Annotated in this window: 11 protein-coding genes; 10 read left to right on the plus strand and 1 reads right to left on the minus strand. The window is 63.9% G+C overall.

Going from position 1 to position 17059, the window contains the following annotated elements; all coding sequences use genetic code 11:
- Nucleotides 1-37: 37 nt before the first annotated feature.
- A complete protein-coding gene (gene uvrA / locus GKC70_RS02685; RefSeq protein ID WP_342650354.1) occupies nt 38-2872 on the minus strand; it encodes an excinuclease ABC subunit UvrA in 2835 nt (944 codons plus the stop codon).
- A 129-nt stretch (nt 2873-3001) separates the two neighbouring features.
- Between uvrA and GKC70_RS02690 the strand changes: the two genes are divergently transcribed.
- The 10 genes from GKC70_RS02690 (at nt 3002) to selB (ending at nt 17058) form a co-directional block, all read left to right on the plus strand.
- On the plus strand, nt 3002-4396 hold the full coding sequence (locus GKC70_RS02690) for an MFS transporter (RefSeq protein WP_039580798.1): 1395 nt from the start codon (nt 3002-3004) through the stop codon (nt 4394-4396).
- A gap of 9 nt (nt 4397-4405) precedes the next feature.
- Nucleotides 4406-4954, plus strand: coding sequence for a single-stranded DNA-binding protein (locus GKC70_RS02695; protein WP_029614564.1), 549 nt, complete (start codon nt 4406-4408; stop codon nt 4952-4954).
- A 199-nt stretch (nt 4955-5153) separates the two neighbouring features.
- The gene (gene poxB, locus GKC70_RS02700) at nt 5154-6872 is read left to right on the plus strand and encodes a ubiquinone-dependent pyruvate dehydrogenase (RefSeq protein ID WP_342650355.1); all 1719 of its coding nucleotides are present in this window, start codon (nt 5154-5156) and stop codon (nt 6870-6872) included.
- Between the two features lie 120 nt (nt 6873-6992).
- Nucleotides 6993-7811 (plus strand): hypothetical protein, encoded by an 819-nt coding sequence (locus tag GKC70_RS02705; RefSeq protein WP_342650356.1) that lies wholly within the window; start codon nt 6993-6995, stop codon nt 7809-7811.
- Nucleotides 7812-7992: 181 nt separating this feature from the next.
- Nucleotides 7993-11061 (plus strand): formate dehydrogenase-N subunit alpha, encoded by a 3069-nt coding sequence (gene fdnG / locus GKC70_RS02710; RefSeq protein ID WP_342650357.1) that lies wholly within the window; start codon nt 7993-7995, stop codon nt 11059-11061.
- Entirely contained in the window at nt 11061-12011 is a 951-nt protein-coding gene (fdxH, locus tag GKC70_RS02715; RefSeq protein ID WP_039580784.1) for a formate dehydrogenase subunit beta, read from the plus strand. Before fdnG ends, fdxH begins: the two co-directional genes overlap by 1 nt.
- Nucleotides 12008-12664 (plus strand): formate dehydrogenase subunit gamma, encoded by a 657-nt coding sequence (locus GKC70_RS02720; RefSeq protein ID WP_029614560.1) that lies wholly within the window; start codon nt 12008-12010, stop codon nt 12662-12664. Before fdxH ends, GKC70_RS02720 begins: the two co-directional genes overlap by 4 nt.
- 4 nt (nt 12665-12668) lie before the next feature.
- A complete protein-coding gene (gene fdhE, locus GKC70_RS02725; RefSeq protein WP_342650358.1) occupies nt 12669-13595 on the plus strand; it encodes a formate dehydrogenase accessory protein FdhE in 927 nt (308 codons plus the stop codon).
- A 116-nt stretch (nt 13596-13711) separates the two neighbouring features.
- Nucleotides 13712-15139: an L-seryl-tRNA(Sec) selenium transferase gene (gene selA, locus GKC70_RS02730; RefSeq protein WP_342650359.1), complete on the plus strand. Its 1428-nt coding sequence runs from the start codon at nt 13712-13714 to the stop codon at nt 15137-15139.
- Nucleotides 15136-17058 carry a selenocysteine-specific translation elongation factor gene (gene selB, locus GKC70_RS02735; protein ID WP_342651454.1) on the plus strand — a complete coding sequence of 641 codons (1923 nt, stop codon included), beginning with the start codon at nt 15136-15138 and terminating at the stop codon, nt 17056-17058. The genes selA and selB overlap by 4 nt, the downstream gene beginning before the upstream one ends.
- Nucleotide 17059 lies beyond the last annotated feature (1 nt).

Consider the following 17059-nt stretch of genomic DNA (forward strand, 5'->3'; position numbering starts at 1 on the left):
TCAGACCTGCACTGTTTTATAAGCGCGGCCTTTTGCGTTATGCCCGGTCCCGTTCCAATAGCGGTTTCAGATAATGCCCGGTGTAGGATTGCTTCATCTTGCTGAGCTCTTCCGGTGTGCCGCAGGCGATGATCTGCCCGCCGCGTGAGCCCCCTTCTGGACCCAGGTCCACCAGCCAGTCCGCGGTTTTGATCACATCCAGGTTGTGTTCGATCACCACCACGGTATTGCCGTGGTCGCGCAAACGGTGGAGGACGTCCAGGAGTTGCTGGATATCGGCAAAGTGCAAGCCTGTGGTGGGCTCGTCAAGGATGTACAGTGTCTTGCCCGTATCGCGCTTGGACAGCTCGCGCGACAGTTTCACTCGCTGCGCTTCACCGCCCGACAACGTCGTCGCCGATTGTCCCAGTTTGATATAAGACAAACCCACATCCATCAGCGTCTGCAGTTTGCGCGCCAGTGCCGGAACCGCATCAAAGAACTCGCGGGCGTCCTCGATGGTCATTTCCAGCACTTCGTGGATGTTCTTGCCCTTGTACTTGACCTCCAGCGTTTCGCGGTTGTAGCGCTTGCTCTTGCACACATCGCACGGCACGTAGATATCTGGCAGGAAGTGCATCTCCACTTTGATCAGGCCATCGCCCTGGCACGCCTCGCAGCGTCCGCCCTTGACGTTGAAAGAAAACCGTCCCGGACCGTAGCCGCGTGAGCGTGACTCTGGCACGCCCGCGAAGAGCTCGCGAATCGGCGTGAAAATGCCGGTGTAAGTCGCCGGGTTGGAGCGTGGGGTACGACCGATTGGGCTCTGGTCGATGTCGACCACTTTGTCCAGGTGCTGCAGGCCGTCAATGCTGCTGTGGGCGGCCGGCTCCAGGCTGCTGGCACCGTTCAGGGCGGTGGCTGCCAGGGGGAACAGGGTGTTGTTGATCAGTGTCGATTTCCCTGACCCCGAAACCCCGGTGACGCATGTCAGCAAGCCAATGGGGACTTCCAGATCGACATTCTGCAGGTTGTTGCCGCGCGCGCCTTTCAGCTTGAGTTGCAGCTTCTTGTTGCGGGGTGTGCGCTTGGCCGGGACGACGATCTTCTTGCGACCGGACAGATACATGCCGGTCACCGAGTCTGGATGGGCCATGACCTCGTCCGGCGTACCTTCGGCGACGATCTGCCCGCCATGCACACCAGCGCCTGGGCCAATGTCCACGACATAGTCGGCCAGGCGAATGGCGTCCTCATCGTGCTCCACCACGATCACCGTGTTGCCCAGGTCGCGCAGGTGGTTGAGGGTGGCCAGCAGGCGATCGTTGTCACGCTGGTGCAGGCCGATCGATGGCTCGTCGAGGATGTACATGACCCCCACCAGGCCCGCCCCGATCTGGCTGGCCAGGCGGATGCGCTGCGCTTCGCCACCGGAGAGCGTTTCGGCGCTGCGGTCGAGGGTGAGGTAGTCCAGGCCCACGTTGACCAGAAACTGCAGCCGCTCGCAGATTTCCTTCAAGATCTTCGCCGCGATCTCGCCACGTCGGCCGGTCAGGGTTAGCGCAGCGAAGTATTCGCTGGCGTCGCCGATCGGCAGGTTGGTGACCGCCGGCAGCGTCTTCTCACCGACCCAGACATGCCGTGCCTCGCGGCGCAAGCGAGTGCCGCGGCAGTCTGGACAGGGCTGGGTGCCGAGGAACTTGGCCAGTTCCTCGCGCACGGTGGCCGACTCGGTTTCGCGGTAGCGCCGCTCCAGATTCGGCACGATGCCCTCGAAGGGGTGCGAGCGTTTGACGATGTCGCCGCGGTCGTTGAGGTACTTGAAGTCGACGCTGTGCTTGCCACTGCCCTGCAGGATGACCTTCTGGTGCTCGGCCGCCAGTTCGCCGAAAGGCTGGTCGAGACTGAAGCCATAGTGCGCGGCCAATGAGCCGAGCATCTGGAAGTAATACACATTGCGCCGGTCCCAGCCGCGGATCGCGCCTTCGGCCAGGGTCAGCTCGGCGTTGACCAGGCGCTTGGTGTCGAAGAACTGCTTGACCCCCAGGCCGTCGCAGGTCGGACAGGCACCGGCCGGGTTGTTGAAGGAAAACAACTTGGGTTCCAGCTCGCTGATCGCATGGCCGCACACGGGGCAGGCGAAGCGCGCCGAGAAGATCATGTCTTCACCGCTTTCGTCGTCCATCGGCGCCACCAGGGCGATGCCGTCGGCCAGCTTCAAGGCCGTCTCGAACGACTCGGCCAGACGCTGCTGCAGGTCTTCGCGGACTTTGAAGCGGTCGACCACCACGTCGATGCTGTGCTTTTTCTGCTTGTCGAGCTTGGGCAGTTCATCCAGCTCGTAGAGCTTGCCGTTGACCCGGGCGCGGACGAAGCCTTGGGCGCGCATCTCGTCGAACACCGCCAAGTGCTCGCCCTTGCGCTCGCGCACCACCGGTGCCAGCAGCATCAGCTTGCTGCCCTCGGGTTGTTCCAGCACCAGGTCAACCATCTGGCTGACGGTCTGCGCCTCCAGCGGAATATCGTGATCCGGGCAGCGCGGTGTGCCCACGCGCGCGTAGAGCAGGCGCAGGTAGTCGTAGATTTCGGTGATGGTGCCCACGGTCGAGCGCGGGTTGTGCGACGTGGACTTCTGCTCGATGGAGATCGCCGGCGACAAGCCTTCGATGGTGTCGACGTCGGGCTTTTCCATCATCGACAGGAACTGTCGGGCATAGGCCGACAGCGACTCCACGTAGCGACGTTGGCCCTCGGCGTAGAGGGTGTCGAAGGCCAGGGAAGACTTGCCGGAACCGGACAGACCGGTGATGACGATCAGTTTGTCCCGTGGCAGGGTCAGGTCGATGTTCTTCAGGTTGTGGGTGCGTGCCCCACGGATCAGGATCGTGTCCAAAGCAGCCTCGCTCGGCGGGCGTAAACGAAGAAGTATACGGCGCGCTGCCACTACGCGGCAAAGCGTCGCGCAGATGCCGTCTGGTCGTGGGACTGATAGAATCGCCGCCGGTTCAGACGAGGTTCATCCATGCACGACATCCATCAAGAACGCATGAGCGGCAGCGAAACCCGCGCCGCAGGCGGCCTTGCCCTGGTCTTTGCCTTTCGTATGCTGGGTATGTTCATGGTCTTGCCCGTGCTGGCCACCTACGGCATGGACCTGGCCGGCGCCACCCCCGCGCTGATCGGTCTGGCCATCGGTGCCTATGGCCTGACCCAGGCGGTCCTGCAGATTCCGTTCGGGATGATTTCCGACCGGATTGGCCGACGCCCGGTGATCTACCTGGGGCTGGTGGTGTTCGCCCTGGGCAGCGTACTGGCGGCGCAGGCCGATTCGATCTGGGGCGTGATCGCCGGCCGTATTCTGCAGGGGGCGGGTGCCATTTCCGCAGCCGTCATGGCCCTGCTTTCCGACCTGACCCGCGAGCAACACCGCACCAAGGCCATGGCCATGATCGGCATGAGCATCGGCGTGTCGTTCGCCGTTGCCATGGTGGTTGGCCCGTTGCTGACAAGTGCCTTCGGTTTGTCAGGATTGTTCCTCGCCACCGCAGGACTGGCGGTAGTGGGTATCGCCTTGATCGCCTTCGTCGTGCCTAGCACGCACAGCGTGTTGCAGCATCGAGAATCGGGCGTGGCGCGTCAGGCCCTCGGCCCGACCCTACGCAATCCGGACCTTCTACGCCTGGACCTGAGCATTTTCGTGCTGCACGCGATCCTCATGGCCAGCTTCGTGGCCCTGCCACTAGCCTTCGTCGAGCGCGCCGGGTTACCCAAGGAACAGCACTGGTGGGTATACCTAACCGCATTGCTGATCTCATTTTTTGCAATGGTGCCCTTCATCATCTACGGCGAAAAGAAGCGCAAGATGAAGCGCGTGTTGGTGGGTGCAGTCACCGTGCTGCTGCTCACCGAGGTGTTCTTCTGGCGCTGGGCTGACGACCTGCGGGCATTGGTGACCGGCACCGTGATATTCTTCACGGCCTTCAACCTGTTGGAGGCATCCTTGCCTTCGCTGGTCAGCAAGGTGTCGCCCGCTGGCGGCAAGGGGACGGCCATGGGAGTCTATTCCACGAGCCAGTTCCTCGGCGCGGCGCTGGGAGGCATCATCGGTGGCTGGTTGTTCCAGCACGGAGGCCTGGGCACGGTGTTCCTCGGATGTGCTGTACTGTGTGGTATCTGGCTGGTATCTGCCTTGGGCATGAACGAACCGCCTTATGTCACCAGCCTGCGTATGCCGCTGACGCCGGAGGCGGTTCGGGAAGCCGGACTGGCCGAACGTCTGATGGCCGTGACGGGTGTGACCGACGCCGTGGTGGTGGCAGAAGAAGCCGCCATCTATATCAAACTGGATACGAAAATTTTGGACCGTGCGACCCTCGAGCGTCTGGTGAACCCAGCCCCGACGGCGTGCGAAGCCTAGGAGAACGTTATGGCCCGTGGGGTTAACAAAGTCATTCTGGTCGGTACCTGCGGCCAGGATCCCGAAGTCCGCTACCTGCCCAACGGTAACGCCGTGACCAACCTGAGCCTGGCCACCAGCGAACAGTGGACCGACAAGCAGTCGGGGCAGAAGGTCGAACGCACCGAGTGGCACCGCGTCTCGCTGTTCGGCAAAGTGGCCGAGATCGCTGGCGAGTACCTGCGCAAGGGTTCGCAGTGCTACATCGAAGGCAAGCTGCAGACCCGTGAGTGGGAAAAGGACGGCATCAAGCGTTACACCACCGAAATCATCGTCGACATGCAGGGCACCATGCAGCTGCTCGGCGGCCGTCCGCAGAACCAGCAAGGCGGCGATCAGTACAACCAGGGTGGTGGCAACAACTACAACCAGGGCGGTGGTCAGCAGCAATACAACCAAGCCCCACCACGTCAGCAGGCACCGCGTCCGCAGCAGGCACAGCAGCGTCCCGCGCCACAGCAGCAGGCGCCCCAGCCCGCCGCTGACTTCGACAGCTTCGATGACGATATTCCGTTCTAAGAAACCGTCCTCGACGCGGTAAACACCCAAAGCGAAGCCAGAAACCTGGCTTCGCTTTTTTTCTGCCCGCCGATATCCATTCCACCGAATGTGACGACTGATCGTTGGGCCGCTTAGCTTTTTCTTAATGATCGCGTTGGAACACGAGCGTTTTGCCTGGACTCAGACCTTGAACTCACCGTCATTCAAGGACCCTCCCATGGCCACCGCTGCTGATTTCATGGTCAACACCCTCAAACAAGCCGGCGTCAAACGTGTTTACGGGGTTGTCGGCGATTCATTGAACGGGTTCACCGACTCCATGCGCCGCCTGGGTGGACTGGACTGGATTCACATGCGCAACGAAGAAGCCGGTGCCTTCGCCGCCGGCGGCGAGGCCCATCTCACTGGCGAGCTGGCGGTGTGCGCCGGGAGCTGTGGACCGGGCAACCTGCACCTGATCAATGGCCTGTTCGATTGCCATCGCAGCGGTGTGCCGGTGCTGGCGATCGCCGCGCATATTCCCAGCAGCGAGATCGGCATCGACTACTTCCAGGCCACTCACCCCGAATCGCTGTTCAAAGAGTGCAGTCACTACGTCGAACTGGTGTCGAGGCCCGAGCAGTTGCCGCAGATTCTCGAGCGCGCCATGCGTGTGGCGGTCAGCCGGCGCGGGGTGGCGGTGGTGGTGATTCCCGGCGACGTGGCACTGGCCCCGCTCGATGCCAAGGTCGGCCGGTGGTTAACGCCGACACCGCCGGTGGTGGTGCCTGAACCTGCCAAACTCGATGAGCTGGCGCAGTTCCTGAGCGCCGGCAAACGCATCACGCTGCTGTGCGGGGCAGGCTGCGCCGGCGCCCACGCTGAAGTGGTCGCCCTGGCCAAGCAGTTGAAGGCACCCATCGTGCATGCGCTGCGGGGTAAGGAGCACCTGGAGTATGACAATCCCTACGACGTCGGCATGACGGGGCTCATCGGCTTCGCGTCGGGTTTCAATGCCATGAAGGATTGCGACACGCTGCTGATGCTGGGTAGCAACTTCCCTTACCGGCAATTCTTCCCCGAGAAAGCACGTATTGCCCAAATCGATTTGAAGCCCGAGGCGCTGGGCAATCGCTGCGCGCTGGAGATTGGCCTGATCGGCGACATCAAGCACACGCTCGAGCAACTGCTGCCGCTTCTACCGGAGCGCACCGACACCGCTCACCTGGACAAGGCCTTGGCCGACTATCGCGACGCCCGCAAGAGCCTTGATGGGCTTGCCGAAAGCAGCCCCAACAGCTCGATCATCCATCCGCAATACCTCAATCGACTGGTGAGCGAGCTGGCCGACGAGGACGCCATCTTCACCTGTGATGTCGGTACGCCCACCGCCTGGGCGGCGCGTTACCTGAAGATGAACGGTCAGCGCCGGCTGATTGGCTCGTTCAACCATGGCTCGATGGCCAATGCCATGCTGCAGGCCATCGGCGCCCAGGCGAGCTGTCCGGGGCGGCAAGTGGTGTCGATGTCGGGTGATGGAGGTTTCAGCATGATGATGGGCGATTTCCTCACCCTGAGTCAGGCCAATCTGCCGGTCAAGGTGATCGTGCTGAACAACGGCACTTTGGGCTTCGTGGAAATGGAGATGAAAGCCAGCGGCCTGTTGGATACTGGCTGCGAGCTCAAGAACCCCAACTTCGCCACGTTCGCTCAAAGCATGGGCATCAAGGGCATTCGAGTGGAGCAACCGCAGGAACTCGAAGCGGCGCTGCGCGAGGCCTTCGCCCACGATGGGCCGGTGTTGGTCGATGTGGTGAGTGAGCGACAGGAATTGATCATGCCGCCGGAAATCACCGCCGAGAACGTCAAAGGCTTCGGCCTGTTCATGCTGCGTGCGGTCATGGATGGTCGGGCCAAGGAGTTGGTGAATCTGGCGAAGAACAATTTGCTGCGCTAGGGGCGCTCATGTTCGAGCCGTCATAGGCTTGCCCGCAAGCATCATGGAAAGCGTTCAGGATTCCGGCGTCTGGCGACAGACGCTTGAATCGCGGCTCCTTTTGCATCGATGGAGCCGCTCATGTCCAACTCTCCGAAACCCTTGATGGGCTGTTACTTCCGCTCTTGGCGCGACACCGCCAATGGTGAGGTGGGCAACCACTGCTCAATGCTGCAACTGCCCGAAGAAGTCGATATCGCATTCGTTTTTCCCAATGGCGAGGAGACGCCGCAGTTCTGGCAAAAGCTGGAAGCGGAAATGATTCCGGCGATGCACGCCAAAGGCATCAAGGTCGTGCGCACCCTGTTCATCGATGAGCTGATCAATCCGGACTTCCCCGATTCGGCCGAGGGCTACCAGCAATTGGCCGACCATCTCCAGAGCCGTTTCCTCTCGGTGCAGGGCCTGGATGGGCTGGATGTGGATCTCGAAAAGCGCTTGTCCGAGGCCCAGCGCAACAAAGCCCGCGAAGTCTCGCTGATTTTGGCCAAGCGTCTGAAGCAGGAGGGCAAGCTGTTCATCTACGACACCAGTGAGATAGGCGACATGGATTTGCTGCGCTCGCTGGAGAGCGCGTTGGACTATGTGCTTTTCCAGGCCTATGGGCAAAAAACCGATCAGGTGCAGCAACACTTCGACCGACTGTTCGCCGACTTTCTCGCGCCCCGGAAATTCATGGTGGGCTTTTCGTTCTACGAAGAGCGCGGGGCACAATGGGGCGATACACGAGACTTCGATACCAGCACGGCCCGGCACTACGCACTCTGGCAGCCCAGCCAGGGCAACAAGGGTGGCCTGTTTTCCTATGCCGTGGACCGAGATGGGGTGAAGGAAGGCGACGACGCCCTCCAGGGCACCGACTTCAGTTGGACTCGCCGGCTCAAGCAGTTGATGAAGTAAGTCGATAGAGCACCCGATCGGCGGGTCTTACTACAAATGCCTACAGCTTAAACTGATTTATGTCACCGCACTTTCAGTGTTATCGGCTAGTCTTAGCGTTGGCGACCTCTGTATGTCGCCGCCGTGATTTCCGAGAGGCGCCGGCCATGACCGTGCGTCCAAACCTGATCAGGAGTGCACGATGGATCTCAACCGTCGGCAATTCTTCAAGGTCGCCGCTGTCGGCCTTGGAGGCTCTAGCCTCGCGGCGTTGGGCATGGCCCCGACGCCCGCGTTCGCCGAGCAGGTGCGCCACTTCAAGCTGACGCACACCAAAGAAACCCGCAACACCTGTCCCTACTGCTCGGTTGGCTGCGGCCTGATCTTGTACAGCCAGGGCGATGCGGGCAAGAACGTCAAACAGAACATCATCCACATCGAGGGCGATGCCGATCACCCGGTCAACCGAGGCACCCTGTGCCCCAAAGGTGCCGGCCTGCTCGATTTCATCCACAGCCCGAGCCGCCTGCAGTACCCCGAAGTGCGCAAACCGGGCAGCAACGAGTGGGTGCGGGTCAGTTGGGACGAGGCGCTGGATCGCGTCGCCGCGCTGATGAAGCAGGACCGCGATGCCAACTTCATCGAGAAGAACGCCCAAGGGCAGACGGTCAATCGCTGGTTGACCACCGGCTTCCTCGCGGCGTCGGCAGCGTCCAGCGAAGCAGGCTACCTGACCCACAAGGTCATCCGTTCGCTCGGCATGCTGGGGTTCGATAACCAGGCGCGTGTCTGACACGGCCCGACGGTGGCAAGTCTTGCCCCGACGTACGGCCGTGGCGCGATGACCAATCACTGGTCCGATATCGCCAACGCAAACCTGGTGCTGGTCATGGGCGGCAACGCAGCCGAGGCCCATCCCTGCGGATTCAAATGGGTCACCGAGGCCAAGGCGCACAACAAGGCGCGCTTGATCGTGGTCGATCCGCGCTTCACCCGCACCGCTTCGGTGGCGGACTACTACGCGCCGATTCGTACCGGCAGCGACATCGCCTTCATGGGCGGCCTGATCAACTACCTGCTGAGCACTGATCAGATCCAGCACGAGTACGTGCGCAACTACACCGACGTGTCGTTCATCGTCAAAGAAGGCTATGGCTTCGAAGACGGCCTGTTCAGTGGCTACGACGCGGCCAAGCGGATCTATGCCGACAAGTCTGGTTGGGGTTACGAGCTGGGCGAGGACGGCTACGCCAAGGTCGACCCGACGCTGCAGCATCCACGCTGCGTGTTCCAGTTGATGAAGCAGCACTACAGCCGCTACACGCCGGAAATCGCCAGCATGACTTGCGGCATGCCCCTCGATCAGATGATGAAGGTGTGGAAAGAGATCGCCACGTGCTCGGCGCCGGGCAAGACCATGACGATCCTCTATGCCCTGGGCTGGACCCAGCATTCGATCGGCGCGCAGATCATTCGCAGCGCGGCCATGGTCCAGTTGCTGCTGGGCAACGTCGGCATGCCTGGCGGTGGCGTCAACGCCCTGCGCGGACACTCCAACATCCAGGGGCTGACTGACCTCGGGCTGCTGTCGAACTCGCTGCCGGGCTACCTGACCTTGGCAGGTGACGCCGAGCAGGATTACGCCGCCTACATCGACAAGCGCGCCTCCAAGCCGTTGCGTCCGGGGCAGTTGTCGTACTGGCAGAACTACGGCAAGTTCCACGTCAGCCTGATGAAGGCCTGGTATGGCGACAACGCCACCGCCGAGAACAACTGGGGCTACGATTGGCTGCCCAAGCTCGACGTGGCCGCCTACGACGTGCTGCGCATGTTCGAGATGATGAGCCAGGGCAAGGTCAACGGCTACATGTGCCAGGGCTTCAACCCCATCGCCGCGCTGCCGGATAAAAACCGCGTCACCGCCGCGCTGGGCAAGCTCAAGTGGCTGGTCGTCATGGACCCCCTGGCCACCGAAACGTCCGAGTTCTGGCGCAATGTCGGCCCGTACAACGATGTCGACACATCCAGCATCCAGACCGAAGTGATTCGCCTGCCCACCACGTGCTTCGCCGAGGAAGATGGCTCGCTGGTCAACAGCAGCCGCTGGCTGCAGTGGCACTGGAAGGGCGCCGATGGTCCGGGCGAGACCCGCACCGACGTGCAGATCATGAGTGAGCTGTTCCTGCGCCTGCGCCAGCGCTACAAGAACGAAGGCGGCAGCTACGCAGACCCGCTGCTCAACATCAGTTGGCCGTACAAGATCCCCGACGAACCCTCGCCGGAAGAGTTGGCCAAGGAGATGAACGGTTACGCCGTCACCGACATGACCGACGCCACCGGCCTGACGGTCAAGGGCGGCCAGCAGTTGTCCGGGTTCGGTCAGCTCAAAGACGACGGCAGCACGGCGTCCGGCTGCTGGATCTTCGCCGGCTGCTGGACCGAGCAGGGCAACCAGATGGCCCGGCGCGACAACAGCGACCCGTACGGCATGCACCAGGCGCAGAACTGGGCCTGGGCCTGGCCGGCCAACCGCCGCATTCTCTACAACCGTGCTTCGAGCGACCCGCAAGGCAAGCCGTGGGATGCGCAGAAGAAGCGTCTGGTGTGGTGGAACGGCAAGTCCTGGGGCGGCACCGATGTGCCGGACTTCAAGGTCGATTCGCCGCCGGAAGCGGGGATGAACCCGTTCATCATGAACCCCGAGGGCGTGGCGCGCTTCTTCGCCATCGACAAGATGGCCGAAGGGCCGTTCCCCGAGCACTACGAGCCGTTCGAAACACCGATCGGGATCAACCCACTGCACCCGAATAACAAGAAGGTCATCAGCAATCCGGCCGGACGGATCTTCGATTCGGTGTGGGAAACCCTCGGCACACGTGATGAATTCCCTTACGCGGCGACCACCTACCGGCTGACCGAGCACTTCCACTTCTGGAGCAAGCACGCTCGGCTCAACGCCATCATCCAGCCCGAGCAGTTCGTGGAAATTGGCGAGGTGCTGGCAGGCGAGAAGGGCATCAAGGCCGGTGATCGGGTGCGGGTGTCGTGCAAGCGCGGGCACATCGAGGCGGTGGCGGTGGTGACCAAGCGGATCCGTCCGCTGCAGGTCAACAACCAGACCGTGCACCAGATCGGCATCCCGCTGCACTGGGGCTTCACCGGTTCGACCCGGCATGGCTACCTGACCAACACCCTGGTGCCGTTCCTCGGTGATGGCAATACCCAGACGCCGGAGTCCAAGTCGTTCCTCGTCAACGTGGAGAAAATCTGATGGCCCAGCAAGATATCATCGCCCGCTCGGCCACCACGACCGTTCCGTCCTCGGTCCGTCAGCAAGAGCAAGTCGCCAAGCTGATCGATACCACCAAGTGCATCGGCTGCAAGGCCTGCCAGGTGGCGTGCTCGGAATGGAACGAACTGCGTGACGAGGTCGGCCACAACCACGGCACCTACGACAACCCGCAGGACCTGACCGCCGACACCTGGACCCTGATGCGCTTCACCGAGCACGAGCGCGACGATGGCAACCTGGAGTGGCTGATCCGCAAGGACGGCTGCATGCACTGCGCCGAGCCCGGCTGCCTGAAGGCCTGCCCGAGCCCGGGTGCGATCATCAAGCACGCCAACGGCATCGTCGACTTCAACCAGGACCACTGCATCGGTTGCGGCTACTGCATCACCGGCTGCCCGTTCAACATTCCGCGGATCTCGCAGAAAGACCACAAGGCCTACAAGTGCAGCCTGTGTTCCGACCGCGTGGCCGTGGGGCTGGAGCCGGCGTGCGTGAAGACCTGCCCGACCGGGGCGATCGTCTTCGGCAGCAAGGACGAGATGAAGGTGCATGCCGACGAACGCATCGTCGACCTCAAGTCGCGCGGCTACGAGAACGCCGGCCTGTACGACCCGGATGGGGTGGGCGGCACCCATGTGATGTATGTGCTGCACCATGCCGACACGCCGAGGCTGTACGCCGGGTTGCCGGATCAGCCGGTGATCAGCCCGCTGGTGGGGCTGTGGAAGGGCATCAGCAAGCCGCTGTCGCTGCTGGCGATGGGCGCGGCGGTGCTGGCCGGCTTCTTCCACTACGTGCGCGTCGGTCCACAGCGGGTGGAAGAGGACGAGCGCCCTGAGCCTGCCGATACGGGCGTGCATCAGGTGGACCCGGCAGTGCATGTCTATGATCCGGGCAAGCCCGGCGGGGAAGGGGAGCAGCGGCCATGAACGACAACAAGCCTATCCTGCGCTACAACGCCAACGAGCGGACCAACCACTGGATCGTCGCGATCCTGTTCTTCATGGCCGGGCTGTCCGGGCTGGCGCTGTTTCATCCGGCGTTGTTCTGGCTGAGCAACTTGTTCGGCGGTGGGCCGTGGACGCGGATCCTGCATCCGTTTCTCGGCGTGGCAATGTTCGTGTTCTTCCTCGGCCTGGTGGTGCGCTTCTGGCGCGCCAACTTCATCACCGCCAACGACCGTTTGTGGCTGCGCCGCGTCGACCGGGTGATGCGCAACCAAGAAGAAGGCGTGCCGCCAATTGGCAAGTACAACGCCGGGCAGAAGCTGCTGTTCTGGACCTTGCTGGCGTGCATGCTGATCCTGCTGGTCAGCGGTGTGGTGATCTGGCGCGCCTACTTCAGCGCGTTCTTCGGTATCGGCGCGATCCGCCTGGCCACCTTGATGCATGCCCTGGCGGCGTTCGTGCTGGTGCTGAGCATCATCGTGCACATCTATGCCGGCATCTGGATCAAGGGCTCGATCGGCGCCATGCTGCATGGTTGGGTCAGCCGCGCCTGGGCACGCAAGCATCATGAACTGTGGTACCGCGATGTGACCGGCGACAAGACGCCACATAATCACGGTGGAAAGAAAGGATGAGCGCGTGAGCACGATTCTCGAACCTGGGCAGATCGAAGCGTCGGCGGTGATGCCGCCGTTTCTGCACCTGCCCGCCGACAACCTGTTCGAACTGCGGGCGCTGCGCCTCGAGCATTTGGCGCAGGGCCATGCACTGGGCGAGTACCTGCGGCTGATCGCCCGGCTGTGCCGGGTGCAGCAACAGTTGCTGGATGATCCGCCTTCCGACGTGCCGGTGGCCGAAGCACGTCAGCGGCTGTGCATCAGCCATGGTCTGCCGCCGCTGGCGGCCGACAGTCTGGTGCGCGAGGGCTCCTGGCTGATCTGGCTGCAGGCGCTGCTCGACCACTTCGATGCACCCGCGCCGGGTGCGTTGTCCGATGCGTTGCAGACCTTGCGCGACAGCGATGACGTGCAGCGCAAGGGCTGGGGCATCGCCTTGCTCGGTGGCCAATACGATGCGCTGCCGGCGGCCTTGGTGCCGTTTATCGGGGCGGCATTGCAGGCGGCCTGGGCCAGTTGGCGACGGGCCTTGCCCAGTGACGAACTCAAGCCGGGCGGCAGTCTGGCGCAGTGCCCCTGCTGCGGCTCGCCGGCCATGGCCGGGTTGGTGCGCAACCGCGGCAAGCACAATGGGCTGCGCTACCTGGCCTGTTCGCTGTGCGCCTGCGAGTGGCATGTGGTGCGGGTCAAGTGCGTGTACTGCGAGTCGAGCAAGGACTTGCGCTACACCAGTCTGGAGGATGACCGCCACGGGCCGGGCAAGGCGCCGTTGCGGGCCGAATGCTGTCCGGGCTGCAACACCTACCTCAAGCACTGCTATCTGGAAAACGACGCGGCCGCCGAGGCCTTGGCCGACGACCTGGCCAGTCTGGCGCTGGACATGCGTCTGAACGAGGAGGGCTTCCAGCGGATGGCGCCCAACCTGATGCTGGCGCCAGGGGGCGGGTAACGGGCTACACTGCTGGATCTCGTCGTGCTCGTTGCGCGTGAGCCCGCTCCTGCCAGGAGCGGGTTCATTGGCGATGAGCGCGAATCAGACACCGGATCAGTCAAGGTCGTACCCGCATGTCGTCAAGCAATGCCACCCCCGCTCCACGTCTGCCATCCATCGACACCCTGCTGCGTCACCCTACCTGCGCCCCTCTGCTCGAGCGCCATGGCCGCGATGCCACCCTGGCCACGCTGCGCCAGTTGCTCGACGACCTGCGCGAGCCGGCTCGCCTGGGTCAACTGAGTGCCGTGGAACTGGCCGCCGAGGTGCTGCTCGGGCGCGCCGGTGAGCGCCTGGCGCTTCAGCAGCGCAGCCAGGTGCGGCGCGTGTTCAACCTGACCGGCACGGTGCTGCACACCAACCTGGGGCGTGCGCTGTTGCCCGAAGCGGCCGTCGAAGCCATGCAGAGCGCTGCGCGCTACCCCCTGAACCTGGAGTTCGACCTGGCCACCGGCAAGCGCGGTGACCGCGACGACTTGATCGAGGGCCTGATCCGCGAGTTGACCGGTGCCGAGGCGGTCACGGTGGTCAACAATAACGCCGCCGCCGTGCTGCTGGCGCTCAACAGCCTGGGCGCACGCCGCGAGGGCATCATCTCCCGGGGCGAACTGATCGAGATCGGCGGCGCGTTCCGCATTCCCGATATCATGGCCCGGGCCGGCGTGCGACTGCATGAGATCGGCACCACCAACCGCACCCATGCCCGCGACTACGAGGCGGCGATCAATCCGCGCACCGGGCTGCTGATGCGTGTGCATTGCAGCAACTACAGCATCCAGGGCTTCACCACCCAGGTGCCGACCGCCGAACTGGCACGCATCGCCCATGCCCATCAACTGCCGTTGCTCGAAGACCTGGGCAGCGGCAGCCTGCTCGACCTCACCCGCTGGGGCCTGCCGGCCGAGCCGACGGTGCGCCAGGCCCTGCTCGACGGTGCCGATATCGTCACCTTCAGCGGCGACAAGCTGCTCGGCGGCCCGCAGGCGGGCATCATCGTCGGCCGCAAGGAACTGATCGCGCGGATCAAGAAGAACCCGCTCAAGCGCGCCCTGCGCGTCGACAAGATCACCCTGGCGGCGCTGGAGGCGGTGCTGGCGTTGTACCGCGACCCGGACCGGCTGGCCGAGCGTCTGCCGAGCCTGCGTCTACTGACGCGCCCACACGCTGACATCGCCGCCCAGGCCGAGCGCCTGGCGCCGGAACTGGCCGCGCGCCTGGGCGAGCCTTGGACAGTCAGCGTCGAGCCGACCCTGGGCATGATCGGCAGCGGCAGCCAGCCGGTGGCGCGGCTGCCCAGTGCAGCCCTGTGCCTGCGCGCGCGCGTGTCGAAGAAACTGCGTGGGCGCAGCTTGCGAGTGCTGGAGCAGGCGCTGCGTGGCCTGCCGGTGCCGGTGCTCGGTCGCATCGACGACGACGCCCTGTGGCTCGACCTGCGGCAGTTGGACGATGAGGCGCAGTGGCTGGCGCAACTGCCGGCGCTGCACCTGGGGCCTGTGCAGTGATCGTCGGCACCGCCGGGCACATCGACCACGGCAAGACCGCGTTGCTCGAAGCGCTCACCGGGCAGGTCGGCGACCGCCGTCAGGAAGAGCGTGCCCGGGGCATGACCATCGACCTGGGTTACCGCTACGCGGCCCTGGCAGACGGCGAGCCCTTGACCGGCTTCATCGATGTGCCGGGGCACGAGCGGTTCATTCACAACATGCTGGCCGGGGCCCAGGGTATCGACCTGGTGCTGCTGGTGATCGCAGCGGACGATGGGGTGATGCCGCAGACCCGCGAGCACCTGGCGATCATCGAGCTGTTGGGCATTCCCCAGGCGCTGGTGGCGATCAGCAAGTGCGACCGGGTGGAACCGGCGCGCGTGGCCGAGGTGCAGCAGCAGGTCGAGGCGTTGCTGGCGCCAGGCCCCTATGCCGGGGCGTTGCAGTTTCCGTTGTCGAGCGTGACCGGGGCCGGTGTCGAGGCCCTGCGCCAGGCGCTGCTGGCGGCCGCGTCCCAGGTTCGCAGACGCTCCACTCAGGGCGGTTTGCGCCTGGCCATCGACCGCGCCTTCGCCGTGTCCGGTGCGGGTGTGGTGGTCACCGGCACGGCGCTGGCCGGCCGGGTGAGCACGGGTGACACGCTGCTGTTGGGCAAGCTCGGCAAGCCAGTGCGCGTGCGCGGTTTGCATGCGCAGAACCAGGCGGCGCTGGTGGCCGAAGCCGGGCAGCGAGTGGCGCTGAACATCAGTGCCGAGCGCTTGGCTGTGGAGCAGGTACACCGCGGCGACTGGCTGGTGCCAGCGTGGTTGCACGCGCCCAGTTCGCGCATCGACATCGAGCTGACGCTGCTGGCGAGCGAGCCCCGCGCCTTCGAACACTTCAGCGCGGTGCACGTGCATCTCGGGACGCAAGATGTCACCGCGCGGGTGGCGCTGCTGGAGGGCCAGGCCCTGGCCGCCGGGCAGCGCATGTTCGCCCAGTTACTGCTCAATGCGCCGCTGCAGGCCGTGCATGGCGACCGCCTGGTGCTGCGTGACCAGCGCGCTCAGCGCACCCTGGGCGGCGGCCGGGTGCTCGACCCGTTCGCGCCCAGTCGCCACCGTCGCAGCGACGCACGGCTGCGGCAATTGCAGGTGCTGCGCGAGGCTACCGACCTGGAGCAGGCACTGCCGGCCTTGCTCGCCAGCGCACCGGCCGGGCTCGATCCGCACCGTCTGGAGCGCCAGTTCAATCGGCTGCGCGACAGCTGGCAATTGCCCGAGAGCGTCGAGGTGATCGCCACGCGCCAAGACAGTGTGCTGTTCGACCGCCAACAGTGGCAGGCGCTGCGCGACGACGTCCTGGCACAGTTGGCCCGTTTTCATGCTCAGGAACCGGACCAGCTCGGCCCTGACCGCGACCGTCTGCGCCGCTTCTGCGCGCTGGCGCTGGAGCGGCCGACCTTCGTCAGTCTGGTGGACGAATTGCTCAGCGACGGTTTCATCGCCAGCAGTGGTCCGTGGCTGCATCTGCCGGATCACAAGGTGCAGTTGAGCGAGGCCGACACCGCCTTGTGGGCGCGCTTGCAGCCGCACCTGCTCGAAGCCGCGTTCGATCCGCCGTGGGTCAGGACCTTGGCCGCTGTCGAGCAGGTGGAGGAAGCGCAGGTTCGATTGCTGATGCGCAAGCTGGCGCGCCTGGGTGTGCTGCACCAGGTGGTGCGCGATCTGTTCTATCCGCAGCAGACGCTTCAGCGCATGGTCGAGTTGCTGTTGAGTCAGGCCGAGGGCTCACCGGTAGTGCAGGTGGCGGCGTTTCGCGATATGTTGTGCATCGGTCGCAAGCGCAGTGTGCAAATACTGGAGTACTTCGACCGTGTTGGCCTGACCCGCAGGGTAGGCGATCAACGCTACATCCGCGCGGACAGCGCCCTGGCCCGGCATCAGCCCAGGCCCTGAA

The organism is Pseudomonas sp. REB1044 (assembly GCF_038813925.1).
In the GTDB taxonomy this organism is placed as follows: Bacteria; Pseudomonadota; Gammaproteobacteria; order Pseudomonadales; family Pseudomonadaceae; genus Aquipseudomonas; species Aquipseudomonas boreofloridensis.

Bases quoted from the DNA above. Each gene is read 5' to 3' on its own strand.
- GKC70_RS02690 (WP_039580798.1), top strand. From the start codon at position 3,002: ATGCACGACATCCATCAAGAACGCATGAGCGGCAGCGAAACCCGCGCC.
- GKC70_RS02695 (WP_029614564.1), top strand. From the start codon at position 4,406: ATGGCCCGTGGGGTTAACAAAGTCATTCTGGTCGGTACCTGCGGCCAG.
- poxB (WP_342650355.1), top strand. From the start codon at position 5,154: ATGGCCACCGCTGCTGATTTCATGGTCAACACCCTCAAACAAGCCGGC.
- GKC70_RS02705 (WP_342650356.1), top strand. From the start codon at position 6,993: ATGTCCAACTCTCCGAAACCCTTGATGGGCTGTTACTTCCGCTCTTGG.
- fdxH (WP_039580784.1), top strand. From the start codon at position 11,061: ATGGCCCAGCAAGATATCATCGCCCGCTCGGCCACCACGACCGTTCCG.
- GKC70_RS02720 (WP_029614560.1), top strand. From the start codon at position 12,008: ATGAACGACAACAAGCCTATCCTGCGCTACAACGCCAACGAGCGGACC.
- selA (WP_342650359.1), top strand. From the start codon at position 13,712: ATGTCGTCAAGCAATGCCACCCCCGCTCCACGTCTGCCATCCATCGAC.